Origin of the sequence: Streptomyces flavochromogenes (genome assembly GCF_000717595.1) — a bacterium.
Taxonomy (GTDB): domain Bacteria; phylum Actinomycetota; class Actinomycetes; order Streptomycetales; family Streptomycetaceae; genus Streptomyces; species Streptomyces flavochromogenes.
The window spans coordinates 162031-185835 of the sequence record NZ_JNZO01000013.1 but is presented as its reverse complement, the minus strand read 5'-3'; the positions used below and the strand labels follow the sequence as shown (position 1 = coordinate 185835).

The following is a 23805-nucleotide window of genomic DNA, read 5'->3' as shown; positions in this document are numbered from 1 at the left end:
GCCCCCACGGTGCAGCGCACCCAGGCTCCGCCCTGTCCGATGGCTCCGGGTGCGCACGGCCCCTGTGCGGCCGGTGCCGGACCACGCGGCGTGTGAACGCGACAGCGGACCGTGAGTGTGTAGCGTCCGACTCGATCGGGCCCGCAGCCACGCAGTACCCCTGGCGTGGCCTCGGCGGGCCGCGAGATCAGGAGGCTGACGTGACGGGTGAGCAGATCGGGCTGGCCGAGGTCCTGGCAGTGGCGGAGAACGCGGCGCCGGTGGACTCCCTCGATGTCGTGACGCGCGACCTGCGCGACCGGATCGATGCCCGGTACGTGTCGTTCCATTGCGTCGACGTCGTCGGCAGGCTTCTGATGCGCGTCCACGACACCGCGGCCGTACGCCAAGAGGAGCGAGAAGCAGAGGTTCCGCTCTCCGGCACCGGGGTCTACGACGAGGTCCTGCGCGGTCAACGCCTGGTGCTGGTCCCTGAAGGCGAGCAGGGGCAGCGGGTGCTCGCCCCGGTGACCCACCGCGGCGACATCATCGGAGTCCTGGAAGTGTCGCTCGACCGTGCGCCCCTGACTGTGCTGGAGCAGGTCGAGACGGCCGCGCACGCGCTCGCCTACGTCATCGTCACCGACCGCCGGTTCACCGACCTCTACCACTGGGGGAACCGCACGGCGACGGTCAGCCTCTCCGCGGAGATCCAGCGCCAGCTCCTGCCGTCGGCGTCCTGCTGCGAAGCGCTCCAGTTCACCCTCGCCGGCGCCCTGGTCCCGGCCTCCGACATCGCCGGCGACACCTACGACTACAGCCTCGACGCCCGTACCCTCCACCTGTCCATCACCGATGCCATGGGCCACGACGTGAGCGCCTCCCTCATGGCCACCTTGCTCGTCAACGCCTCCCGCGGCGCCCGTCGAGCCGGAGACGACCTGGCCGAACAGGCCCGCCAGACCCACGAAGCCCTCCTCCACCACGGCCGCCACTCCCTGGCGACCGGCCAGCTCCTGCGCATCGCCCTGGACGGATCCAGCGCCCAACTCGTCAACGCCGGCCACCCGTGGCCGCTGCGGCTGCGTGACGGAGAGGTCGACGAACTGAAGCTGACGGTCAACCTCCCGTTCGGCATCGCGGAGCAAGGTGCCTATCAGGTGCAGGACCTGGACCTGCGCCCCGGGGACCGCCTGCTGCTGCACACCGACGGGATGCAGGAACGAGACGCACGGACGGTCGACCTCCGCGGCCTCCTGCGCGAGACCGCGGAGGAGCATCCGCGCGAGGTCGTCCACACCCTCGTCGCGGCGGTCTCCGACGCGTACGGCGGCGAGCCCCCGAAGGACGACGCGACGGTCCTGTGCCTGGACTGGCGTGGCCCCTGGGGAGGACACGGCCGATGAGCGGTACGCCCGACGCCGCGTCTCCCGCGCTGCAGATCCGCGAGACACGAGGCACGCGGGGAGGCCGGGAAGGGGCCCATGGACACTCTGGAGGCGCCCGGCCACCGGCATCCCCGCGCGCGGCGGCCGAGCGGACCGGCGACTCTCCCGTTCCGCGCCTCCGCGCGCGACGATGGAAGCGTGAACCTGTCCGAGAAGTCGGGTCCGGGCCTGCGTGAGCGGGTCGGCACCAGCCTGTTCAGCCACGTCGCGGGACCCTCGGGAGCGCAGAACCGGGCCCGTATCCACGGCGCCCCCGGCCCGCGCTGGTTCGGCCCCGAGCGGCCCATCCGCACCGTCCACGGGGACGCGTCCATGTTCATCGGCGGCCTGAGCGCGCTCCTCCTGCAGTCCCTGCACCCGCGCGCCATGGCCGCCGTCGCAGGGCACTCCGGTTTCCGTGGCGACCCCTGGGGACGCCTCCAGCGGACCAGCACCTTCCTCGCCTTCACCACGTACGGCACCGCCGAGGACGCCCAGCGCGCCGTGGACCACGTCCGGGAGGTGCACGAGCGGATCAGGGGTGTCGCCCCCTCCGGCGAGCCTTACCACGCCGCCGACCCGCACCTGCTGTGCTGGGTGCACGTGGCGGAGGTGGACAGCTTCCTGCGCGCACACCAGCGTTTCGGGGCCGGTCCGCTGGACGGCGCCGGCTGCGACGCGTACATCGCCGACGCGGCTCGGGTCGCCCGCGCCCTCGGCGTCCCCGATCCGCCGCTCGACCGCACAGCCCTCGCTGCCAGGCTGGCGCTCTACCGCCCCGAACTGCGTGCCACGTCGCAGGCCCGGGACGCGGCCCGCTTCGTACTCCACGAACCCCCGCTGCCGCGTGCCGCCCGCGGCCCCTACGCCGTACTCGCCTCGAACGCGGTCCGGCTGCTGCCACCGTGGGCCCGAGCGCTGCTGGACCTCCGCACGGCGCCGTACCTGCCGGAGGGCTTCGTACGGCTGTCCGGACGGGTGCTGACGGGGACGATCCGCTGGGCGATGGCGGCTCTCCCACCCCGCGAGGAGACCGCGGCGCCACGCTGATCCGGCGCCGAGGGCGGGCGATCTCGTACGGGTGCACCGCCACGACCACGGGACCACGCCCGGCCGCTCGGTCGTGCGTCGCCCGGTCGGCCCGCCGGGACGTGCCGGACTGCCGTGACGGCTCCACAGTGGGCCCCATGAAGCAGATCGCAGGAGGAGATCACGTCGTCTGCCCCGTGGCCGTCGTGTCCCACCCATGAGGCGCCGACGGGGCCGGGGCGCGACCGGATCCTACGCGGCGCCGCGGATCCGCGCGTCCTGACGAGACCCGATGCGCGAGCCACCGACGCGGCACGCGCGCAGTGGCCCGACCACGCAGACCGCAGAAGCCCCACAGAACCCGCCAGGCGCGCCCCCTCGGCGAATCCACCGGCGAAACCCACTCCGCGACGCACGGCGAGCTCGGCGGCCGCGGCGAAAGGAAGATCCGACGTGGCCACACCCCCCGGCTCCGGCGGGCCCACCCCCGACGACCACGTCATCGTCATCTCCGGTGCCACCGGCGACCTCGCCCGCCGCAAACTCCTGCCGGGTCTGTACCACCTGGCCAGAGCGGGGCTGCTCCCCGGCCACTACCGGATCATCGGATCCGCCCCCGCCGCAGTCGCCCTCAACGACGACGCGTTCCGCGCACACGCGCACGAGGCGGTCGCCGAGTTCGGCCGGACCAAGCCCGAGGGCCGGGAATGGCGGGAATTCGAGAGCCGGCTGACCTTCGGCGCCGCCGACCCCGAGGACCCCGGCCCTCTCATCGCCGCCGTGCGGGAAGCCGAGCGGGCGATCGGCGGCACTCCAGGACTCCTCCACCACCTCGCCGTACCCCCTCAGGCATGCGCCTCGGTCGTGCGGATGCTCGGTGCCGCCGGACTCGCCCAGGACGCCCGCGTGATCGTGGAGAAGCCCTTCGGCACGGACCTCGCCTCCGCCCGAGCCCTCAACCAGGCCATCCACACCGTCTTCGACGAGTCCCGCGTCTTCCGCATCGATCACTTCCTGGGCAAGGAGTCCGTCGACAACATCCTCGCCCTGCGCTTCGCCAACGGACTCCTCGAACCGGTCTGGAACCGCGACCACATCAGCCACGTACAGATCGACGTCCCCGAGCACATCGACATCCAGGGCCGCGCCCACTTCTTCGAAGGCACCGGCACCTTCCGCGACATGATCGTCACACACCTGTTCCAGCTCCTCGGGTTCATCGCCATGGAACCGCCGGCCACCCTGGACGCGAACTCCCTGCGCGCGGAGAAGGACAAGGTCTTCCAGAGCCTGCGCCCCCTCGACCCGGCCCGGGTGGTCCGCGGGCAGTACGCCGGCTACCGCGACGAACCCGGAGTCGACCCGGCCTCCGACACCGAGACCCTCGCAGCCCTGCGCCTCGAGATCGACAACTGGCGCTGGGCCGGCGTCCCCTTCTACCTGCGCTCCGGCAAAGCCCTCGCCGAGAGCCGCCACGTCATCACCCTCGGATTCCGCGAACCGCCCCTGCGCATGTTCCCGCTGGCTGCCCGGGAGTCCGCCGACGGCCGCCACAACGAACTGGTCATCGACTTCGACGACCCCGGAACCATCACCGCACGCTTCCTCGTCAAACAGCCCGGCCCCGACATGCGTCTGACCCAAGCAGAAATGGTCTTCGACTACGCCGGTTCCTTCACGCAGGACCACGCACTGGAGGGCTATGAGCGCCTCATCCTGGACGCGATGCTCGGTGACCAGTCCCTCTTCACCGACGCCGCAGGCATCGAACGTCTGTGGGAGGTGGCTGCCCCCCTGCTCCAGTCGCCACCGCCCGTCGAGCCGTACGCCCCGGGATCCTGGGGTCCGGACAGTTTGCGACACCTCATCCGGCCCCACCGCTGGCATCTGCCCGAGGCGAGCTGACGCCGAGACCGCGGCCCCTCTCAGCCTCCGGGGCCCCGATCTCACAGCATGCGGGCCAACAGATGGTCACGGTCGAGCACCTGGTGCTTGAGAACAAGTCCGACATGCGCTGCGACAGCGACGTAGAGGAGCACCTGGGCGGCGATGTGGACGGGGAGCAGGTCGTCACCGGACAGGAGCAGGGCGAGACCGGTGGCGGGGACGGCGAACGTCGCCGCGTACAGGACGACTTCCGTGGCGTGGGCGAGGCGACGCTCCCCTGCGGTGAGGGCAGGTGCCCACGGCGGAAGCGGCGTGGCAAGCCGCCAGACGAGCCGGATGACACCCAGCAGCAGCACGGTGCCGCCGAGTACGACGTGCACGGTGAGCAGCGCGTCGTCCCCGAAGGGGGTGTACGCGTCGCCGTCCCCGCCACGCCCGCGCCCCCGTCCGGAGTCCTCGCCGCGTCCCCGACCACGTCCCCGGCCGCGGCCGCTGTCGTCCGTGTCCAGGAGGTAGCCCACGGCGAACTGCACGGCGATGGCCGCGAAAAGCGCCCAGTGCAGGGTCTTGGTGACGATCCCGTAGCCATGTGGACCGTTGCGGAAGTTGGAGCCCATGGCTCCAACGTGCCCCATCCGAAAGCCAGTCCCTGTCGCGACACAGCGAGGTCCTGCTCGGGTCGCCCCGGCCGCCGGGTCCGTCGTTTCAGGGCTGCACCTTCGAAGGGGAGGCGGGCCGGACTGCGAGACTGAGCCCATGTTCGTTCAGCTTCTCGCGGCGACGGGTGTGCTCGCCGTTCTGACCCTGGTCCCCGGCCCGGACATGGCGGTGGTGACGAAGCGAGCCCTCGCGTCCGGCTGGCGGGACGGCCTGCGCACGGTCGGCGGCATCACGGCGGGGCTGCTCGTCTGGGGCACGCTCACAGTCGTCGGCCTGGCCGCCGTTCTGGCGGCGTCCGCTACGGCCCGTCGGCGCTCTCTCAGCAACGCGTGGGCCGTCTCGTCGAGTCCCGGCGTGTCGTCGCCCCGGAGGGTGTAGGCGGACTCGTGGGGGTCGACGGTGCCGCACCAGGGGTAGCCGTGCTGCTCGAACGCGGACCGCAGGCGACCCGCGAGGCCGCTGTCCAACCGGGTACGGACATGTTCCCCACCGTCGGCACCCCGCAGCACCGGATCGTGGCCGTCGGTGACCACCTCGGCGAGCTGATCCCGCTCGACGTGGCGACCGCCGCCGGTCCTGCCGTACCCGCCCGGACCGTCGAGGCGGGTACGGCAGGACGGAGACAGGCGGTCTCCGCTCCGTCACTCCTTGACGAACGCCAGGAGGTCGGGGTTCACGGTGTCGGGATGCGTGGTCAGCATTCCGTGGGGGAGGCCCTCGTAGCTCTTCAGCCGGCCGTTGCGCAGCAGCTTCGCCGACAGGGGCGCCGAGTCGTCGTAGGGGACGATCTGGTCGTCCGTGCCGTGGACGACTAGAACCGGCACGTCGATCTGCTTCAGGTCCTCGGTGAAGTCCGTTTCGGAGAACGCCTTGATGCAGTGGTAGTGGGCGTTGGCCGCGCCGCTCATGCCCTGCCGCCACCAGTTGTCGATCACGCCCTGGGACACCTCGGCGCCGGGGCGGTTGTAGCCGTAGAACGGCCCCGCCGGAACGTCGACGTAGAACTGGGCGCGGTTGGCGACGAGCGAGGCACGGAAGCCGTCGAAGACCTCGATCGGCAAGCCGCCCGGGTTGGAGTCGGACTTGACCATGATGGGCGGGACGGCCCCGACGAGCACGGCCTTCGCCACTCGTCCCGGCTTGGCGCGGGCGACGTACCTGGCGACTTCTCCGCCCCCGGTCGAATGGCCGATGTGGACGGCATCGCGCAGGTCCAGCGCGTCGGTCACCGCTGCCACGTCGGCAGCGTAGGTGTCCATCTCGTGGCCGGTCGCGCTCTGGCCGGAACGGCCGTGTCCGCGCCTGTCATGGGCGATGACCCGGTAGCCGTGCTCCAGGAAGAAGAGCATCTGGTTGTCCCAGTCGTCGCCGCTGAGAGGCCAGCCGTGATGGAACACGATCGGCTGTGCGTCGCGTGGCCCCCAGTCCTTGTAGAAGATGCTGGTGCCGTCTTGTGCAGTCACAGTTCCCACGGATTTCCTCCGCCCAGATGTACCGATGAGATGCCCCCTGTGGGTCTGTCCACGGAAAGAGGCGGTCCGTGACTCGGACACGGCCCACGCGGAGCGACCGGCCGAGTCGCAGCCTCGTTGCAGAAACTTACCCGCATACGGCATTTCTCTCATTTGGTGCAATAAGCGCCCGAGGGGGAACTTCGTCGACTCGCGAGCGTCGTTAATCGGTCGTACTGAACGGCCGGTCGGTAAACCTGGCGTGTCCTTGCGCAGGCCGGCGGTCGCTGCGGGGCTGGAGCGGGCGGGTGCGCGGCCGCGACGGAGCCGTCCGGGACGGTCCCTGACCTGCAGAACATTCATTCGATCATCGATATGCGGGGGCACCTGTCCGGATACCGACCACGAAGATGCGATCGCTCTGCGTGTCAGACACACTCCAAAGCGCAATCGAGGCGGTGATCGCAAGGTAGATGACGCCTCAACCCTTTGAATTGAAAGCGAGTCCCCGTCATGCTTCGCCGTTTCGCTGCGGTTTCCGCGTCCGCTCTCCTCTGCCTCGCCGGCACCGCCACCGTCGCGGAAGCCCGGACCGAAAGCCTGTACACCCCCTCCGCCGTCGTGCTGAGCATCAGCAAGGGCGCGGACGCGAGTTCGGTCACCGTCCTGCGCGCGGTCACGCTCAGCTGCGCGCCGACCGCCTCCGGAACGCACCCCGCCCCCGAGGCCGCCTGCGCCGAGCTCAAGGCCGTCTCCCAGAGCGGTGCCTTCGAGGGCCTGCTGGCCTCACCGGCCCCGGACCGGATGTGCCCGCAGCACTTCGACCCCGTCACCGTCACCGTGGACGGTGTGTGGGAGGGGTCCCGGACCTCGTGGCAGTACACGTTCGGCAACGCCTGTGCCATGGGTGTCACCCTGAACGGCGGGGCGGCCTTCGCGTTCTGACGGCTCGGCCGGTGAGCCATGTGGTCGTGGCGTACCCACGCCACGACCACGGATCTCCGGGAATCCCCTTGAGGGCCGGGCACCGCGTCGACGATCGACGATCGCCGGCCCGGCCGGGCGTGTCGCAGTCCACGGACGACCGGAGCCCGTTGGAGCCTGAGGACATGACCGACCCGACTCAGGAACCCCGATTCCTCCAGGACCCCTATCCGGCCTACGCGGCCATGCGCTCCATATCCCCGGTGCGGCCCGTCCCCGGCTCCGGCGGGCGCCCCGGCTACCTGGTGACGGGCTATGCGGAAGCCCGAGAGGCCCTTGGTGACGCTCGCCTCTCGAAGGACACGACCGCGTTCTTCGCGGGCAAGGGGTCACGGCGCCGTCTGCACCCCGCAGCCGCCCGCACGATGCTGGCCGTCGACCCGCCCCAGCACACCCGGTTGCGCACCTTGGTGACCCAGGCGTTCACCACCGGGGCCGTCGCGCGGCTACGCCCGTTCATCGCCCGCGTGACCGACGAGCTGCTGGACCAGTGGCCCGCCGGCGGCACGTTCGACTTCGTGGCCGGCCTGGCGGTGCCCCTGCCGGTCATCGTGATCTGCGAGCTGCTCGGAGTTCCGCAGGCGGACCGGCACGACGTCCGGCGCTGGTCGGCGCAGCTCTTCGCGGCAGGGCAACCCGAAGTCATCGATGCCGCCTCGCACGCGATGGCCGACTACATGACGGATCTCATCGCAGCCAAGCGACAGGATCCCGGCAGCTCACTCCTCGACCGGCTCATCGCCGCTCGCGACGGAGACGATCACCTCAGCGAGGAGGAACTGGTCTCCCTGGGTGTGCTTCTGCTCGTGGCCGGCCACGAGACCACCACCAACGCACTGGGCAACGCCCTTCTGGCACTGCTCCAGCACCCGGCCGCGCTGGATCGCCTGCGGGCGAAGCCCGACGGCATCCCAGCCGCGCTGGACGAACTGCTCCGGTTCGACTCGGCGGTGAGTACGGCCACCTTCCGGTTCACCACGGAAGCCGTCACGCTCGGCGGTACCACTGTCCCGGCCGGGGTCCCCGTCCTGATCGCACTGGGGGCAGCCAACCGGGACCCCGCGCGGTTCCCGGCGCCGGACCGGCTCGACCTGGACCGGAACGCGACGGCCCACCTCGCCTTCGGCCACGGCATCCACCGCTGTGTCGGTGCGCCACTGGCGAAGGCAGAGGTGGCGATCGCCCTGCGAGCACTTCTGACCCGGTTCCCCGGCGTCCGTCTCGCCGTCCCGGCGGACCAACTGGAACGGCGGCACACCCGACTCGTCCGAGGGCCGGCATCGCTACCCGTTCTGGCTCGCCCGAATACCGCACAGTCGCCGTACGGGGTCATCGCCGAAGGCGTGTTCAAGCCGTAGTTCCGTCACCTGATCGGATCAGCAAGACCTAGAGTGTGCGCGTGACCGAGCAGAATCCCGAACTCATCGCCGGCCGCTACCAGCTGGTCGAACGCATCGGCCAGGGTGGCATGGGCCGAGTGTGGCGTGGCCTCGACCAGCAGCTCTTCGGGCGCGAGGTCGCCGTGAAGGAGATCCTGTTCCCGCCGGGCATGGACGACGACGACCGGGCCGTGCTGCTCCGGCGGTTCACCGGCGAGGCCCGCGCAGCGGTCACTCTCAGCCACCCCGGCGTCATCACCGTCCATGACGTCGTGGAGCATCACGGAGCCCCCGTCATCATCATGGAGTTGATCCGTGGGCAGTCCCTGGCCGGTGCCATCCGGAGCAGCGGCAGACTGCCCGTACGGCGGGTCGCCGAGATCGGCGCCGCCATGCTCGACGCGTTGGCCGAGGCGCACCGGGCGCGCATCATCCATCGCGACATCAAGCCGGACAATGTGCTGCTGACCAAGGACCGTGTCGTCCTGACCGACTTCGGCATCGCCCACCTCGCCGACGCCACGACGAAGCTGAGTCACAGCGGCATCGTGATCGGCACCCCGCAGTACATGTCGCCGGAGCAGCTGGACGGCAAGCGCCCGACTCCGGCCAACGATCTGTGGGCCCTCGGCGCGACCCTGTACCACGCCGTCGAGGGACACCCGCCGTTCGAGGCGGACGGGCTCCACGCCCTCGCCGTGGCCGTGTTCACCAGCCCGCACCGGTCGCCGGTCCATGCCGGCCCGCTGAAGCCCGTGCTGGACGCGCTCCTCACCAAGGATCCGGCTCAGCGCGTGAGCGCCTCGGAAGCGGCCGAGATGCTCGCGTCGGTGTTGCGGTCCTCGGCCGGTCCCGACGTATCGGCCGAGCACGGTCCGGCGCGCGAACACGCCCCCGAACCCGACCTCGCGCCCACGCCCGCCCACCGGCCCGATCCGCGGGTGACCCCTGTGCCCGAGCCTGCACCGACACCCGTACCGCCACTGTCACCGGACGCGGCCCCGGAGAACGCGTCCGCCCCGACGATGCCGCGGCAGGCGCCCTCACCGACCCCGCCACCACCGACCCCCACGGTCCCGGACTCCGGGTCCGCAGCCGGCACGCCCCGCGGTCCCGTGCCGGACCGCCCGACCACCCCGCACGTGCCCGTACCCCCGAGCGAGAACCCGGTCACGCTCGATTCGACAGCGGACTCCGCACACCGACGGCCGACGCCGGCCCAGGGGCGTGGCCTCACCCGGCGTTCCGCGATCCTGGGCACCGCTCTGGCGGTGCTCGCCTCGGGCTCCCTCCTGACCTGGGCCCTCGCCCGTGACGAGGACGCCGCCCACGGAGGAACCGGCGGCAGCGGGGCGAAGAACCCCACCGTCAGCGTGGTGATCGGGGTGGACGCGCCCCTGAGCGGCGGACTGTCATCGATGGGCCTCGGCATCAGGAACTCCGCCGACCTGGCGGTCAGAACCGCCAACGAGTCCCGCCACGTCCCCGGCGTGACGTTCGAGATCAAGCCCCTGGACGACGCGGCCGATCCCTCCAAGGGCGCCTCCAACGCCACCCGGTTCGTGGCCGACGAGAAGGTACTGGGGGTCGTCGGTCCGCTCAACTCGGCTGTCGCCCGCACGCTGGTGCCATCGCTCGCGCGAGCGGACCTGGTCAACGTGTCACCCGGTAACACCGACCCCACCCTGACCCTGGGCCCCGACTGGTCCGCGGGCCACAGGTCCCGTCCCCACTCCACCTACTTCCGCACCATCGCCACGGACGTCGATCAGGGGCCGTTCGGCGCCCGACACCTGTACGAGGCGAAGAAGACCAAGCTCTACGTCATCGACGACACGAGCGCCCACGGCACCGCGCTCACCGCCGGTCTCACGGCCGAGTTCACGAGACTCGGCGGGACCGTCGTCGGCACCGAGCAGGTCGACCCCGCGGAACGCGCCTTCGCGGGCCTCGCCGTCAGAGTACGGTCCTCGGGCGCCGACGCCGTCTACTTCGGCGGCTATCACGACACCGCGGCGCCCCTGTCCCAGCAGCTCAAGCAGGCGGGGGTGAACGTCCCCCTGATGGGCGGCGACGGCATCTTCGACCAGCAGTACCTCACGCAAAACCCGCAGGCCGAGGGTGACCTCGCAACCCAGATCGGCGTACCCGCCGAGGAATCGGAGACGGGACGGGACTTCCTCGCCCGGTACCGGAAGGCGAACTATCCCGACCCGCCCGGCTGGTACGGCCCCTACGCCTACGACGCGACCTGGGCCCTCATCGAGGCGGTGAAGACCCTCGTGACGGTCAACGGCGGCACGCTCCCGGACGACGCCCGGGCGAAGCTCTCACAGGCGGTCTCCGGTGTGGCCTTCGACGGTGTCACCGGTCGTGTCGCCTTTGACGGGGACGGCGACACGGTCAACCGCAGCCTGACGGTGTACGTGGTCGACAACGGGAGCTGGAAGGCCGCCCCGAGCACCCCCGCCACCCCCTGACCGCCGCCGCAGCGAGCCGGGCCGGAGGCAGTCCGGCCCTGCTGCTCCCCGGTGTCGGAGCGATGCTGCCGTCGCCCGTACGCGGCGTCCTGGACGGTCGTACCGCCGCCTGAACTGCTCGCCGCACGGCCAGGTCTGCCGACGTGGGGCTAGGCTCCGTGAAATGGAGCGAGCTGAGGTTCTGAAGCGAGTGATCGGCATCCTGACGGAGGCTCAGGAGATCCGCAGGGCGGTGGAGAACGAGAGCGAGGGCGATGAGGCCTACGAGGCCGCGTCCGAGGTCGAGCCGCGTGTGGTCACGCAGATGCTGAACGAGATGCTGCCCCACATCAGCGTGCCCGCCGACGCCGCTCCGCAGGACGTCGCCCACCTCCTGGCCGCAGCGCTCGGTCCCGCGCTGTACACCATGGTCTCGGGGTTCACCCTCGCCTTCACCAGTCTTGCCGTGGCGCACGACGAGGGGAGGACCGACGTCACCTCCGCCGAGGTGCTGCAGGCCTTGGCCCTCCAGGTGGAGGCGGGCCGTTTCGACGAGGGCGCCTGACCGGTCCGTCCGTGCCGCGGCCGGCGGCGCGCTCCCGTCCCCGCCGGGAGGGTGGTGACGTACGGCGCGTCACCGCCCTCCCCGGGGGCCCGGAAGCTCAGGTTCAGCGCAGCGCGAGCGCGACGATCTGCGTCACCGCCTCCTTGTCGAAGTTGTCGTCGCTGACGAGGATCAGGGTTCGTTCACCGGACGGCAGGGCGGGACCCCAGGTCATGCCTTCCGTGTTGTCGACGGTGGACAGGCCGAGGGTGTGGAAGTCGGCGACGAGCCTCTTCCGCATCGGTACGACGGGCTGCCCGGCCAGGGAGTCGACGGCCCGTACGTCGGTGGCGCCCCGCGTGGTGGTGTCGTACCGGCGGATCTTGTACCCGGATCCGGCGACCCACGTGCGTTCGAGCACGAGGTAGCGCTCGGGGTCGTTCGGGAAGGCGAGGAGGGACGGTACGCCGGTATCGGGGCCCCACGGGCTGGTCGGGTCGGACTCGGCGAAGATCTTCTCGATGGGGTACGCGAACTGTCCGAGCACCCGGCCGCCGCGGGTCTGCCGCGTGACGCGGACGAGCGCGCCGTGCGTCAGGTCCGGCACCGGGCCGTCCTGGAGCAGGGGGCCCTCGATCGCGCTGGTCACGACAGTGCCGCGGGCGCTGAAGGTCAGCGCCTCGACGGCCTGGTTCCGGCGCGGCCCGCGCTCGGCGGTGATCATGTAGTTCTCCGGCAGCCTCAGCCGGCCGTGGTGGGTGCCGTCGGGGTCGGAGATCTCGATGGACGGCTGGATCACCGGCGGCCCGGCGACGGCGGGGCGGTCGCCCTCCTGCCCCCACCAGTAGCGGCAGTCGCGAGGGTCGACGCGGATCTCCTCGGGGTCGATCGCCTTGCCGTCGCCGAGGGCGGGGGACGGATAGACCGAGCCGTCCGGCTGGAGGAGGGGGCGGGTCGAGGTGAAGTCGACGGCGTGCACGCCGTCGGCGTCGACGTCGAGCTTCGCGGTGTAGAAGCGCGCGGGCTGGAGGAAGGACCGGTCGTCGCTGATGAGGACGTACTCGCCGGTGCACCGGTCGCGGTCGATGCCGGAGAGGCCGCCGACCGTGGTCCCCTGGAAGTCGAGCTTGTGCGGGACGGTCTTCTCGCCGAGCAGCCGGGCCTGCAGCGCACGCTTCGACTCCGCTGCGGGCGCGCCGGGTTGGGGTGCGGCGGCCACGGCGGGGACGAGGGTGGACGTGACGAGCAGGGCCGCGGCGCACGCGCGGCGGATCAAAGAGGCACTCATGCCGATGATCATGTCCCGGCCCTCACCTGCCCCGCAGTCACCCAGGCGAGTGTTCCTTCCGTCGACCGGACCGACTGTCGGATGATGGGCGTGGCTGAGGGATCCTCGGATCCTCGCCGGGGAAGCGCGGCGTGAGAGGCCTGCCGGTCAGGTCGATTCGCGGACCACGAGTTCGTTCGGGATGACGACCGGATCCCTGGGGCCGCCCTCGATGAGACCCAGGAGCAGGTGAACCGTGGCGATGGCCTGGTCGGCCATGGGACTGCGCACGGAGGTGAGGGCCGGCGCGGTGTACGCGGCAGCCTCGATGTCGTCGAAGCCGACGACGGCCACGTCCTCGGGGACGCGGCGCCCCGCCTGGCGCAGGGCCCGCAGTGCTCCGATCGCCATGAGGTCGCTGCACGCGAACACCGCGTCCAGCGCGGGGTCGTCCTCCAGGAGCTGCTGCATCGCCTGGGCGCCCGACGCGCGGGTGAAGTCGCCCAGCGCGACGATCGGCCGGCGCCCGGTGCCGCGAAGCGCTTCGCGATACCCGTCGAGCCGCTCGCGCGCCTCGAACAGGTCCAGCGGACCGGTGACGGCGGCGATCCTGCGGCGGCCCCGTTCCAGCAGATGCCGTACGGCGAGCGAGGCGCCGCCGATGTTGTCGAGGCTGGCGTAGGGAACCTGGGGTGCGGACGTGCGACGCGGCACTGGGGCACCGAGTGAAGGACTGCATCGTGCAGAGCGCCAAGTGCAACTCCGCCGGCACCTTCTGACCCTGCGGATGGCGTGGGCCCTGCTCGCGGCGCTCATGGTCACCGGCTGCACCACGCAGCCGGTGACCGGCCCGCCGCGGGCAGGGGCGTTCAACGCCACCGACACCGCATGGATCCAGCTGATGATTCCCATGAGCGAGCGGGCCCACCTCCTGACCGCCCTGGCACCCTCACGCGCGGCAGATCCCGCCCTCGCGGACCTCTCGGCCCGGGCCGGAACGCGACTGGAGCAGGAAGGGGTGAGCCTGCGCGCACTCCTGGACCTCTCAGGGATTCCCGACACCCGCCCCCACGAGGGGTACGACATGCCGGGCATGGTCAGCCTGGACACCCTCGCCAGGGCGAAGAGAGCGACAGGCAGGGAATTCGAGCGGATCCTCACCGGCAGTCTCCGCGCCCACTTCGCCCAGTCCCGGACGCTCTGCGCGAGCGAACGGGCTTCTGGCGGGGCGAACGAAGCGAAGGACCTGGCCGCCCTCGTCGAAAGGAGTGCCACGGAGGAACTCGACCGACTCGGCGGCCCATCCCGACCGTCACCCTGACCGGATCGGTCGGCCCTCGCCCTGCGTCAGAGGAGTTCTTCTCGCTTCACCGCGCACAGTGCCCAGATGACGAATCCCGACATGGCGACCATCAGGATCGACCAGGCCGGATAGTAGGGCAGGGAAAGGAAGTTGGCGATGATGACGAGGGCGGCTATGCCCACGCCGGCCACGCGTGCCCATGTGGACGTCCGGTACAGCCCGAAGCTCACGAGGACCGCGATGACACCGAGGACGAGGTGTATCCAGCCCCATGACGTCAGGTCGAACTTGAAGACGTAGTTGGGCGTGTTGACGAAGACTTCGTCCTCTGCGATCGCCATGATGCCGCGGAAGATCCCGACGAGGCCGGTGATCCCGAGCATGACGGCGGCGAAGACGGTCAGTCCGCCGGCCCAGGCCTGTCTCGTCGTGTCCGCTGCCCGTGTGGAGTGAGTGGAGGTCATCGCGATTCCTCGCTTCTCGGTCGAATCGTCGGGCGCGGTCAGCGTCCGGGGGTGGGGGGAACGCCGGGCTCGGGGCTCGCGGCCGGCCGGTCGTCGTTCAGGATCAGCGCCTTCGCCCGGCCGAACTCCTCGTCCGTGATGTCTCCACGGGAGCGGAGCTCGGCGAGCCGGGTGAGTTCCTCGGCGCTGCTGGGTCGCTTGGCGCCGGACGCGGTCTCGCGAATGTAGGCGTCGAATTCGCGCTGCTGGTCGCGGGCCTGGGCGATCTCGCGGCGGCCCATGTGCTTGCCGCGGGCGATCACGTAGACGAGGACACCGAGGAAGGGCAGCAGGATGACGAAGGCGAGCCAGCCCGCCTTGCCCCATCCGTTCATGTCCTTGTCCCGGAAGATGTCGGTGATGATCCGGAAGAGCAGGATGAACCAGAGGATCCAGAGGAAGAACCAGAACATGGTCCAGAAGACGTTGAGCAGCGGGTAGTCGTATGCGAGGTACACGATTCCTCCGATTCCGCGGTCGCCGGGCATGCCGCGGCGTACCTCGGGTCGTGTGCGTGGCGGATTGCGTGAGCCTCACGCCGAAGGCCGGGCGCGAGGCTGCGTCGGCGACGTGGCGGTCAGACGGGGCCCGGCGCGTCGCGGCCGGTGACGCCCGGCCTGCGCAGTGCCGACCGCCACGCCAGCGCGACGGCCGTCTCGGCCAGGCCGAGGAGGACGAGCCAGAGACCGAGCAGCCTGGTCAGGGCCCGGGCCGACTCCGTCGGCAGCGCCAGCACCACGATTCCCGCGACGATGCCGAGGGCCGCGACGGCCATGACGATGCCGCGGTGCGGCATGCTCTTGGAGGCGATGGCCGTGTAGAGGGTGACGATTCCGGACACCAGCCACACGGCACCGACGATCAGCGAGAGCGCGGCGATCGTCTGGAGCGGGTTCCTCAGACACAGCACCCCGCCCAGGACACACAGGACCGCCACGATCAGACCGGGCACGCGGTCGCTGCCGCGCCCGAAGACGGTCACGAACTGGAAGGCGCCGGTCAGCAGCAGGTACACCCCGATGAGCACGGCCAGGACGTGCAGGGTGACATCCGGCCACACGAGCGCCAGGATGCCCGGGATGAGCGTCGCCATGGCGGCTCCGAGGAGCCAGACCCACGAACGGCCGAGACGCGCCAACTGGTCCGCCGGGTCGACCGCGGGAGGGGGCGCTGCCCCGCCGACGCTGTCCTCCGGTCCGGCACGGGGTTCGGAGCCCTGCGACGTTGCCATGTGTCCTCCTCCCGCCGCCCGGGTGGATCGTCCCGGAACTCCGCAGAGTTCCAGGATTCGCCACGTCCCACGACGCTCGGATCGAGCGAGGAGCGGGCCGGCAGTCCGTACAGATGAGCCTTGCCGAGGTTTCTCGGAGGTCTCGTAGTGCTTGAAGCGCTTCTCGGAGGGGCCAGAAACGGGAGCCCCGCGGGGCTCAAGGACCAGTGTGCACCCTGCGCCTGTCCGCCGCCTCACCTCGTGAGGAAGGGACAGGGCGGCCCTGGGCGCGACGACCGCTGCGGTGGTCAGCGTCACCGGCGTGCCCGGGGCGGTCGACGGTTGCCGCCGACGGAGGAGGCAGGGTCATGCGAGTGCCCCATGAGCGAGTGGGCGAAGCCGTAGGAGGTCGGAAGCCACACGGCGACGGTGATCCACAGCAGCACCCGGCCCAGCGTGTCCAGCCACCCGACTCCGGTGGCTGCCGCGACCGACAGCGACGCCACGGCCGTCATGCCGAGCGGGAAGACCGTCGCCCAACGGCGGACGTCGTAGGCGAGGCGCGGGCGGGCGAACTCGCCGCCCAGCAGGACCGCGTACCAGGCCAGATCGAGCGCCGTCAGGACGAGCGTGGCCGTCCGCAGCGTCGTGGCCGCGCCGCCCGACCAGACGCCCGAGGCGAGGAGCTTCGATCCGGCGAGCGCCGAGATCGCCAGGGCCCCGCCCGCGATCCAGTGGTCGCCCGCGCCGGTCACCACCTGGCGGAGATCGAAGCGGGCCAGGGCGTCGACGTACCACACGAGTCCCAGCAGGAAGAGGCCGAGAGCCACCTGAGCGAGCCAGTCACCGGCCTCGGGCGCGAGGAGGGCACACAGCACCGCGAGCCCTTGGGTGGCCACACAGATGAGGAACACGGCTCCCGGTGCCTGTCGGGGCAGGTGTCGGAGGACGGCGATCAGCATCACGGGCCACACCACCGCGGCGAGCACCAGGAGTGACACGGCCACCGGAGTGAGGCCGAGGAGCTCGAACCGGACGCCGAGCACCGTCGTGGCGGCTACCGCGGTGAGCGCGGGCGGGGTGTCGGCGGTCGCCTCCCAGCGGCGCCGGTCCCCCAGGAGCAGGGCCGAGAAGCCGAACGCCAGGAGCAGCCACAGCGCCGTGGCCAACCACAGCGCCACGACAGAGACCACCTCGAAGCCGGTCAGACTCAGACCGACCGACAGGATGCCGGTGGCCATCACCGCCGCACCGGCCACCGGCGGCCACGCTGCCCCGTGCCCGGCGTACCGGTTCACGACGTGCTCACGCTCGTGCATCGCGCCCCATTGCGTCGCTCATGGCCGTGTCCGTCTCACGCGCGGGCAGGGGGGAGCGGGCGCTGGTTCCAGCCCGCCACCACCGGCAGCCCGTGCTCCGTGGACAACCTGCCCAGCGTCGCCGTCCGCAGGAGGAAGAGCCGCCCCTCGGACGCCGGCAGGCCGAGGTAGCGGGCGGTGAGGACACGCAGCAGATGAGCATGAGCGACGACCACGCCGTCCTCCTGCGAGCCGGCGAGGAGCGGCACGACGCGCGCCAGCACCCGGTCGGCCCGTCGCCCCACGTCCTCGGCGGACTCGCCCTGCCGCCCGTCGGCGTGCGGGGGTACGCCGTCGTTCCACAGCGACCAGTCCGGCCGGGTCTCGTGGATGCGGGCCGTGGTCAGTCCCTCGTACCCGCCGTAGTCCCACTCGCACAGGTCCTCGTCCGTCACCGCACCCCGCAGCCCGGCCAGTTCCGCCGTGTGCCGGGCCCGCCGCAAGGGACTGGTGAGGACGAAGGAAGGGGAGCGGCCCTCGAAGTACGGGGCGAGCGTGCGTGCCTCACCCTCGCCCTCCGGCGTGAGCGGCAGATCGGTGCGGCCGGTGTGTCGCCCGGTGGCGCTCCACTGTGTCTCGCCGTGCCGGATCAGGATGAGGTCGCTCATGGAAGCGGTGCTCCTTTCGGGGACACGACGACGTGGGCCTTCGGCGGCGTGGGGCGGCCGGGGGTCAGGTCACGCTCTCCAGCGTGCGGCCTCGGTCTCTGTCACGCACTTGAGGATGACGAAGAGGATGACGAAGAGGATGAAGAAGGCGTGGGCCTCAGCCCTGCTCCAGTCCCTCGGCGTGCGGCGGACCGGCGGCAGCCTTTCGTTCGTCATCGGCCGGCTCACCGGGTCCGCAGCCGGTTCGTGACGGCCGGCGCCGGAGCACTCCGCCGGTTCGACCGGATCGGCCCCGAGAACCGTCACCCTGATCCGCCGGACCCGCGCGCACGGCAGTGACCACGCGGGAAGCGGCGGCACGCGTCAGCTGTGGGATGCCGCGCCGCGCCGGTTGAAGGGGAGCCGGCCCAGGACCACCGCCATACCGCAGGTGTCGGTGAGCGCCGAGAACACCAGACCTCCGGCGATCCCCGCCGAGAGCACCTGGAACGCAGGATGGACGACCAGCCCGAGAACCAGGCCGAGCAGGACCAGGACCCCTGCGGTGAAGCGCACCTGACGCTCCATCCCCCAGACCTTCCGTACGGGCCCCGGCGGGTACTCGAGCGGGTGGCCGGCCGAGGCCCAGCCCCGGGTGCCGCCCGTGAGACTCGCCGCGGCGACGCCGTGGGAGGCGAGCGCCGCGACGGCCTTCTCGGAGCGGGCGCCGGAGGCGCACACCAACAGGAGCGGCCTGCTCGTGGTGGCGTCCCGCAGGTCGGGCACCCTGTCCTCGATGCGTTCCAGAGGGACGTTGACGGCGCCGGGCAGACGGCCGGACGCGAACTCGCCCGGGGTGCGGACGTCGATCACGCTCAGCTCGGACAGCCGAGCCTCTGCTTCGCCGACGGTGAGGGTGCGGGATGAACTCATGACGAACCTGCCCTTGGCAGCGACCGGGTACGACCCCACACCGGCAGCGGCGGAGCCGTTCCCCGGATGCTAGACGTGCGTCGCCACCCGTACAGGACGACAGGCACCGCTGCCACGAGCCCGCCATGACTCCGCCACACCGCGGCAACATGCCGCGCCGTGCCGCACGCCCGCGGGCTGCTCAGGCTCACCGGGAGGCGCTTCGGGCCGGGCACCTACGTGTCTCCGGGGGAGCGGCGGGGCGATCCTGAAGCATGGGGACCGGGCCCCTCCGCCGACCGAGGCAGCCTTGCTCAGCCGTCCGTCGTCGGGCCGGTGCGTACGACGGCCTGGTCCCCTCGGGGGCCGAACAAGTGCAGGATCTCCACCGCTTCACGGCCGGCCGGGCCGAACCAGTGCGGTTCGCCGGTGTCGAACTCGGCGACCTCGCCCGGCCGGAGGACGACCTCGCGTTCTCCGAGGACGAGGCGGAGCTCCCCGGCGAGCACGTAGAGCCATTCGTACCCCGCGTGGGTCACCAGCCGAGGTTCGCGGTGCGCGAGGACCTGCTTGAAGACCTGGACCCGGCCCGGGTACTGCGTCAAGGGGACCAGGACGCTCCCGTTCCCCCGGCTCCGCGGTCTCAGATGGACCCGCGGATCGCCGGTCGCCGGGGCCGCCACCAGCTGGTCGAGGGCGACGCGGTGGGCCCTTGCGAGCGGGACCAGGAGGTCGAGCGTCGGACGCCGAAGGCCCGACTCCAGGCGGGACAACGTGCTCACGGAGATCCCGGTGTCCTGCGCGAGGACTTCGAGGGTGAGGCCGCGGTCGAGCCGCAGCGCGCGCAGCCGTGGCCCGATGCCGTCGAGGAGTTCGGAGAGTTCGGCGTCCATGCCGCCATTTTGCGGTCTCCGCAAATTTCATGGTCCGCGGCCCCCGGCTCGCCGGAGTGTGGGCGGCGTCCGATCTCGTCGAAGGGTCCCACCGTGCTCACGAAATCCCTGGCCGCTCCGCCCTCCCCGCCGAGCCCCCGCAAGCGCTGGACGGTGCTTGCGGTCTGCGCGCTCAGCATGTTCCTGGTCGGTGTCGACACCACCATCGTCAACGTGGGGCTGCCCGAGATCGGGCGGGGCCTCGATGTGGGCACCCGCGGCCTCGCATGGGTCGTCGACGCCTACACCGTGGTGATGGCCAGTCTGCTCGTCGTCTCGGGCGCCCTCGCGGATCGCCTCGGGCGCCGCCGGGTGTTCCGGTGCGGGCTGATCGTCTTCGGCCTGGCCTCGCTCGCCTGCGCCCTCGCCCCATCCGTCGGCGCACTCGTCGCCGCCCGTGCCGTCCAGGGGATCGGGGCCTCGATGCTGAGCCCGGTGGCCCTGGCGATCGTGGTCAACGCCATGCCCGACCCGCGGGAACGGGCACGCGCGATCGGGGTGTGGGCCTCGGTGTTCGGGCTCAGCATGGCGGCGGGCCCGGTCACCGGCGGGGCGCTCATCGCCGCGTTCGGCTGGCGCTCGGTGTTCTGGATCAACGTGCCGGTGGTCGTGGCCGCTCTCGTCCTGGTCGCCGTGTTCGTGCCGGAGTCCCGGGGCGAGCGCACCCGACGCCTCGACCTGCCCGGCCAGGTACTGCTGACCGTGCTCCTCTGTCTCTTCGTCGGCGTCCTCATCGAAGGACCCCACCTCGGCTGGACATCGACCGCGGCCCTCGTCGGTTACGTCGGCACCGCGGCTGCCGCGGCCGGCTTCGTCCTGGTCGAGCGGCGCCGAGAGGAGCCCCTGACGGAGCTCGGGCTCTTCCGCCGTGCGCCGTTCGTCACGGCGGTCCTGGGCGCGACGGCGGTGTTCGTCGCGCTGAACGCGACCCTGCTGCTCAACACCCTCTACCTCCATCACGTCCGTGGCTGGACAGCGCTGGAGACCGGCGCCGTGACCCTTCCCATGGCTCTCGGGGCCACTCTGTGCGCACCCTGGTCCGGCGCCCTGGTGGGGCGCTTCGGGCCCCGGCGTCCACTGATCCTCGCGGGCGGGTTCATCACGACCGGCGGCCTGTGCCTGGTGAACCTGGACCGGGACACGAGCGCGTCGTCGATCCTCCTCGCCTTCCTGCTGATCGGCACCGGGTTCGGCTTCGCCAACGCCCCCCTGACCAACACCGCGGTCAGCGGACTGCCGCCGTCCCGGGCCGGAGTGGCGGGGGCGATCACCTCCACCGCGCGCCAGGTCGGCGCGGCGGTCGGCATCGCCGTCGCCGGCGGCCTGGTCGCGGGTGTGGGCCATGCCGACCTCGCCGCCGCGACCCGTCCGGGCTGGCTGCTCGTGTCGGGGTGCGGACTCTTCCTCTTCCTCGCGGCCCGCACCGCAGATTCCCGACCTGCCCGTTCGCGCTAGGCCGCCTCCAGGGGTTCGGCCCCCTGGGCCTTCGGAGGCTCCGTGATCGCGGTGGCCCGTACGGTCATGGCACCTCCCCTCTCTCCCCGCCCGGTCTCGCGGCGCGCGGTCGGTCGTCCCCGCGGCGTCACTACTTCTCCACGGTGTAGCGCAGTTGAGCGAAACCGCCGATGTCGGCCACCGAGTCCAGGCGCAGCGGGACGTCCTGCACCAGCTCTCCGAAGAGCCGGTGGCCGGCGCCGTTCAGGACGGGGGCGACGCTGATGACGAACCTGTCGACGCGTCCGGCGTGGATGAAGCTCTGGACGAGACGTCCGCCGTCGGGGTAGACGTGCTCGCTCCCGCGCTTGTCGAGGTCGGCGACGAGGCTGTCGATGTCCCGGTAGACGGTGATGCGCGGGTCGGCGTCCTCGGGGAGGGTCGTGCTCAGGACGCCGACGTGACGTTCGCCGTAGTGCCAGTTCTCCTCGCCGAAGCCGATGACCTTGTCGTGGGTGTTCCGGCCCATGATCACGGTGTCGATCGAGTCGAGGAACTCGAAGAAGCCAGGTCCGAAAGGTCGAGTTGGAGCATGCTGAGGTGATTCGCCATCTCCTCAGCGGGCGACATGTGGCCGACGAACTCGTCGGCGACGGCGTGCAGCGCCACGAGGGGTGAGTCGTGTGCGGCCCGCGCCCTCTCGTAGGGGACGGCCGCGCCCGCGGCGGCCTGCGTGGCGAACGCCAGGAGGAGGCCCCGTTTCGACCCGAAGCGTTGCGAAAGCGTCGCCGGGGCGACTCCGGCCTCGGCGACGACGAGCGCCAGTGTGAGCTTGGCCGGCCCGTGAGCGCCGATGGCCCGCGCGGCGGCGGCTCGGAGCTGACGAAGGGTGAGGCCGGGGCGTACGGCGCGGGCTCGTACGCACCGCGTGCCTTCGCGCAGGCCTCGCCCGAGGCGCAGACCGGAGCCCGGGCCCCGAGCCGGCCTTCGGTCCGGAGCTCGCCCCGGACCCCGTCCCGTGGGCCGGGCGCGATCCCGGTGGTCCCCTCGCCGGCCCCGTCGCCCGAGGCGGTCGCCGCCGCGGGGATCCTCGGGGGGGAGTTCGACGACATCGTCTGGAGCGGCCGGGGCAGTGCCAAGTTCGCCATGGACACGACCCCACCGCCCGGCTATGTCCTGGTCGAATTCGCCCGGACCGGCAAGGGTTTCTTCGGCCTGGACTCCATCGACTGGAACGGCAGGGAGGCCTGCGGCCTCGGTGACTCGGACACCTCCCAGCGGTTCGAGCGGCGGGCGATGTGGTGCGACAACCTGTACCCGCTGCGCTTCCGCGTCAGCTGCGACGACCACGACGAGTGGACGATCGTGATCCGACCCGTGACCACGGTGCGCCGGCTCGGCGAGGCGGCTACCGGCAGGGGCTCCGAGGTGCTGCTGCACACCGGGCCCGCCGGTGAGCTGGTCACCCGTCTGCGTCCGGCGGAGGCGACAGGGTCCCTGCGGGTCAGGGGGTACGAGCCGCGTCGCCCCGATGCCCCCGCGCCGTTCCCGGTCGCCCTGGCGAGCGAGTCCGGCCGGAGCCCGAAGGGCACGCGCGCGCTGCCGGAGGGGCCCCTGCTCGTGGGGGTCGTCGAAGGAGCGGGCGACTGGTCACTGGAAGTCCGCCCCCGGGGAGCGCACCCCAGGAGAAGCGCTCCGGATTCTGGCGCCGCTTCGGCAGGGCGTAGCGCCCGACGCCTCGCCAGGCCCGGCGCGCGGGGCCGCGCAGGACGGGCTTCGGGGTCAGTCGGTGATGTACCAGTCGTCCCTGAGGTACTCCAGGGTGTAGTTGCCGAGGTCGCTCTCGGAGAAGGTGGCGGATGACCTGACCGCCTCGACCGGCATCTCGATCTTTCCGGGCGTGCGGACGGCGACGCGCTGCGGGTCGACCGTCGCGGTCTGCAGGGCCTTCTTCTGCGCGGGCGAGATCATCTGGAAGACGGCGGTGTACGTCGACGTGCACGGGCCGAATCCCTGGTTCTCCGCCTGCTCGGCGGCGGGCCCGGCCACGTCACAGACCGTGTCGATGTCCTCGTGGCCGAGGGCGTGGAGGTACTGCTCGTAGCGCCGGATCGCGCCCTCCTTCGTCCTGGCGGAGGGCAGCTCGCCGGTCGGGACAGCCGACGGCTTCCCGGTCCGAGCGATCGCGGTCGGTGTGGCCTGCGGCTCTTCGGCCCGCGTCGACCCGGATGCGGACGCGGCCGGCGGTGAAGGCTTCGCGCCCGCGTCCTCCTTCGTCTGCTCCGGACCGCACGCACACGCCACCAGAGCCACGCAGGCCGCCACCGCCGCGTTCACCATCGTTCGAGCCCGCATCCGGTCGTCTCCGCTTCCCTCGCCACCAGCCGACACCACGTCAAGAGGTCACGCAGGATGCGGGGGATCGGTTCCTCCGCCGGGCCGGCCGGCGGCAACCTCGGGTAACTCATGGCCGCAGAGGGGTTGTCAGTGCAATTTCACA

General features: G+C 71.4%; 25 protein-coding genes and 2 pseudogenes. 12 read left to right on the top strand and 15 right to left on the bottom strand.

The window, feature by feature from the left end:
• Nucleotides 1-200 precede the first annotated feature (200 nt).
• The 3 genes from IF00_RS0117925 (at nt 201) to zwf (ending at nt 4340) form a co-directional block, all read left to right on the top strand.
• Entirely contained in the window at nt 201-1385 is a 1185-nt protein-coding gene (locus IF00_RS0117925; RefSeq protein ID WP_030319219.1) for a PP2C family protein-serine/threonine phosphatase, read from the top strand.
• A 180-nt stretch (nt 1386-1565) separates the two neighbouring features.
• Entirely contained in the window at nt 1566-2456 is an 891-nt protein-coding gene (locus IF00_RS0117920; protein WP_030319217.1) for an oxygenase MpaB family protein, read from the top strand.
• A 432-nt stretch (nt 2457-2888) separates the two neighbouring features.
• Complete coding sequence (gene zwf / locus IF00_RS0117915) at nt 2889-4340, top strand: glucose-6-phosphate dehydrogenase (RefSeq protein ID WP_030319216.1); 1452 nt, start codon at nt 2889-2891, stop codon at nt 4338-4340.
• A gap of 41 nt (nt 4341-4381) precedes the next feature.
• Here the strand turns inward: zwf and IF00_RS0117910 are convergent, their stop codons facing one another.
• On the bottom strand, nt 4382-4939 hold the full coding sequence (locus IF00_RS0117910) for a cytochrome b (RefSeq protein WP_030319214.1): 558 nt from the start codon (nt 4937-4939) through the stop codon (nt 4382-4384).
• A 139-nt stretch (nt 4940-5078) separates the two neighbouring features.
• Here IF00_RS0117910 and IF00_RS0117905 point away from each other — a divergent pair.
• Nucleotides 5079-5288: pseudogene (locus tag IF00_RS0117905) on the top strand (LysE family transporter); the annotation flags it as partial.
• 110 nt (nt 5289-5398) lie between these two features.
• On the opposite strand, the pseudogene IF00_RS48045 reads toward IF00_RS0117905, so the two are convergent.
• Nucleotides 5399-5608, bottom strand: a pseudogene (locus IF00_RS48045) (YqeB family protein); the annotation flags it as partial.
• 15 nt (nt 5609-5623) lie between these two features.
• Nucleotides 5624-6454, bottom strand: a complete 831-nt coding sequence (locus IF00_RS0117900) for an alpha/beta fold hydrolase (RefSeq protein WP_030319211.1) — start codon at nt 6452-6454, stop codon at nt 5624-5626.
• Between the two features lie 492 nt (nt 6455-6946).
• On the opposite strand from IF00_RS0117900, the gene IF00_RS0117895 reads away from it, so the two are divergent.
• The 4 genes from IF00_RS0117895 to IF00_RS0117880 all read left to right on the top strand — a co-directional run bounded on the left by IF00_RS0117895 (nt 6947) and on the right by IF00_RS0117880 (nt 11820).
• Nucleotides 6947-7378 carry a subtilase-type protease inhibitor gene (locus IF00_RS0117895; RefSeq protein WP_030319210.1) on the top strand — a complete coding sequence of 144 codons (432 nt, stop codon included), beginning with the start codon at nt 6947-6949 and terminating at the stop codon, nt 7376-7378.
• A gap of 164 nt (nt 7379-7542) precedes the next feature.
• Nucleotides 7543-8775 carry a cytochrome P450 family protein gene (locus IF00_RS0117890; protein WP_051820366.1) on the top strand — a complete coding sequence of 411 codons (1233 nt, stop codon included), beginning with the start codon at nt 7543-7545 and terminating at the stop codon, nt 8773-8775.
• A gap of 41 nt (nt 8776-8816) precedes the next feature.
• Nucleotides 8817-11276: an ABC transporter substrate-binding protein gene (locus IF00_RS47825; RefSeq protein ID WP_158710478.1), complete on the top strand. Its 2460-nt coding sequence runs from the start codon at nt 8817-8819 to the stop codon at nt 11274-11276.
• Nucleotides 11277-11439: 163 nt separating this feature from the next.
• On the top strand, nt 11440-11820 hold the full coding sequence (locus tag IF00_RS0117880; protein ID WP_030319204.1) for a hypothetical protein: 381 nt from the start codon (nt 11440-11442) through the stop codon (nt 11818-11820).
• Between the two features lie 103 nt (nt 11821-11923).
• Here the strand turns inward: IF00_RS0117880 and IF00_RS0117875 are convergent, their stop codons facing one another.
• On the bottom strand, nt 11924-13087 hold the full coding sequence (locus IF00_RS0117875; protein WP_030319202.1) for an esterase-like activity of phytase family protein: 1164 nt from the start codon (nt 13085-13087) through the stop codon (nt 11924-11926).
• 147 nt (nt 13088-13234) lie between these two features.
• Nucleotides 13235-13780 (bottom strand): substrate-binding domain-containing protein, encoded by a 546-nt coding sequence (locus IF00_RS0117870; RefSeq protein ID WP_245234554.1) that lies wholly within the window; start codon nt 13778-13780, stop codon nt 13235-13237.
• Between the two features lie 40 nt (nt 13781-13820).
• Between IF00_RS0117870 and IF00_RS41325 the strand changes: the two genes are divergently transcribed.
• Nucleotides 13821-14387: a DUF305 domain-containing protein gene (locus IF00_RS41325; protein WP_051820365.1), complete on the top strand. Its 567-nt coding sequence runs from the start codon at nt 13821-13823 to the stop codon at nt 14385-14387.
• A 26-nt stretch (nt 14388-14413) separates the two neighbouring features.
• On the opposite strand, the gene IF00_RS0117860 is transcribed toward IF00_RS41325, so the two are convergent.
• From IF00_RS0117860 to IF00_RS0117840, 5 genes are all read right to left on the bottom strand, one after another.
• Nucleotides 14414-14833 (bottom strand): DUF7144 family membrane protein, encoded by a 420-nt coding sequence (locus IF00_RS0117860; RefSeq protein ID WP_030319198.1) that lies wholly within the window; start codon nt 14831-14833, stop codon nt 14414-14416.
• A 38-nt stretch (nt 14834-14871) separates the two neighbouring features.
• Entirely contained in the window at nt 14872-15360 is a 489-nt protein-coding gene (locus tag IF00_RS0117855; protein WP_037638453.1) for an SHOCT domain-containing protein, read from the bottom strand.
• Between the two features lie 89 nt (nt 15361-15449).
• Nucleotides 15450-16103, bottom strand: coding sequence for an HdeD family acid-resistance protein (locus tag IF00_RS0117850; protein WP_030319195.1), 654 nt, complete (start codon nt 16101-16103; stop codon nt 15450-15452).
• Nucleotides 16104-16396: 293 nt separating this feature from the next.
• Complete coding sequence (locus tag IF00_RS0117845; protein ID WP_078944727.1) at nt 16397-17401, bottom strand: tellurite resistance/C4-dicarboxylate transporter family protein; 1005 nt, start codon at nt 17399-17401, stop codon at nt 16397-16399.
• A gap of 35 nt (nt 17402-17436) precedes the next feature.
• Complete coding sequence (locus tag IF00_RS0117840) at nt 17437-18048, bottom strand: histidine phosphatase family protein (RefSeq protein ID WP_030319191.1); 612 nt, start codon at nt 18046-18048, stop codon at nt 17437-17439.
• 127 nt (nt 18049-18175) lie between these two features.
• Between IF00_RS0117840 and IF00_RS47655 the strand changes: the two genes are divergently transcribed.
• Nucleotides 18176-18298 (top strand): hypothetical protein, encoded by a 123-nt coding sequence (locus tag IF00_RS47655; RefSeq protein ID WP_280922621.1) that lies wholly within the window; start codon nt 18176-18178, stop codon nt 18296-18298.
• Nucleotides 18299-18411: 113 nt separating this feature from the next.
• Here IF00_RS47655 and IF00_RS0117830 read toward each other — a convergent pair whose 3' ends face one another.
• Both IF00_RS0117830 and IF00_RS0117825 read right to left on the bottom strand, forming a co-directional pair.
• Nucleotides 18412-18960: a rhodanese-like domain-containing protein gene (locus IF00_RS0117830; RefSeq protein ID WP_030319188.1), complete on the bottom strand. Its 549-nt coding sequence runs from the start codon at nt 18958-18960 to the stop codon at nt 18412-18414.
• Between the two features lie 293 nt (nt 18961-19253).
• Entirely contained in the window at nt 19254-19832 is a 579-nt protein-coding gene (locus IF00_RS0117825) for a helix-turn-helix transcriptional regulator (RefSeq protein ID WP_030319186.1), read from the bottom strand.
• 93 nt (nt 19833-19925) lie between these two features.
• Here IF00_RS0117825 and IF00_RS0117820 point away from each other — a divergent pair, with 93 nt between their 5' ends.
• Complete coding sequence (locus tag IF00_RS0117820; protein ID WP_051820364.1) at nt 19926-21326, top strand: MFS transporter; 1401 nt, start codon at nt 19926-19928, stop codon at nt 21324-21326.
• 130 nt (nt 21327-21456) lie between these two features.
• Here the strand turns inward: IF00_RS0117820 and IF00_RS0117815 are convergent, their stop codons facing one another.
• Entirely contained in the window at nt 21457-21834 is a 378-nt protein-coding gene (locus IF00_RS0117815) for a dihydrofolate reductase family protein (protein ID WP_078944726.1), read from the bottom strand.
• A 2-nt stretch (nt 21835-21836) separates the two neighbouring features.
• Nucleotides 21837-22130: a TetR family transcriptional regulator gene (locus IF00_RS48040; protein WP_425338333.1), complete on the bottom strand. Its 294-nt coding sequence runs from the start codon at nt 22128-22130 to the stop codon at nt 21837-21839.
• Between the two features lie 18 nt (nt 22131-22148).
• Between IF00_RS48040 and IF00_RS46990 the strand changes: the two genes are divergently transcribed.
• Entirely contained in the window at nt 22149-23168 is a 1020-nt protein-coding gene (locus tag IF00_RS46990; RefSeq protein WP_167346866.1) for a hypothetical protein, read from the top strand.
• On the opposite strand, the gene IF00_RS46455 is transcribed toward IF00_RS46990, so the two are convergent.
• Nucleotides 23088-23660 carry a hypothetical protein gene (locus IF00_RS46455; protein WP_030319177.1) on the bottom strand — a complete coding sequence of 191 codons (573 nt, stop codon included), beginning with the start codon at nt 23658-23660 and terminating at the stop codon, nt 23088-23090. The genes IF00_RS46990 and IF00_RS46455 overlap by 81 nt on opposite strands.
• Nucleotides 23661-23805: the final 145 nt, after the last annotated feature.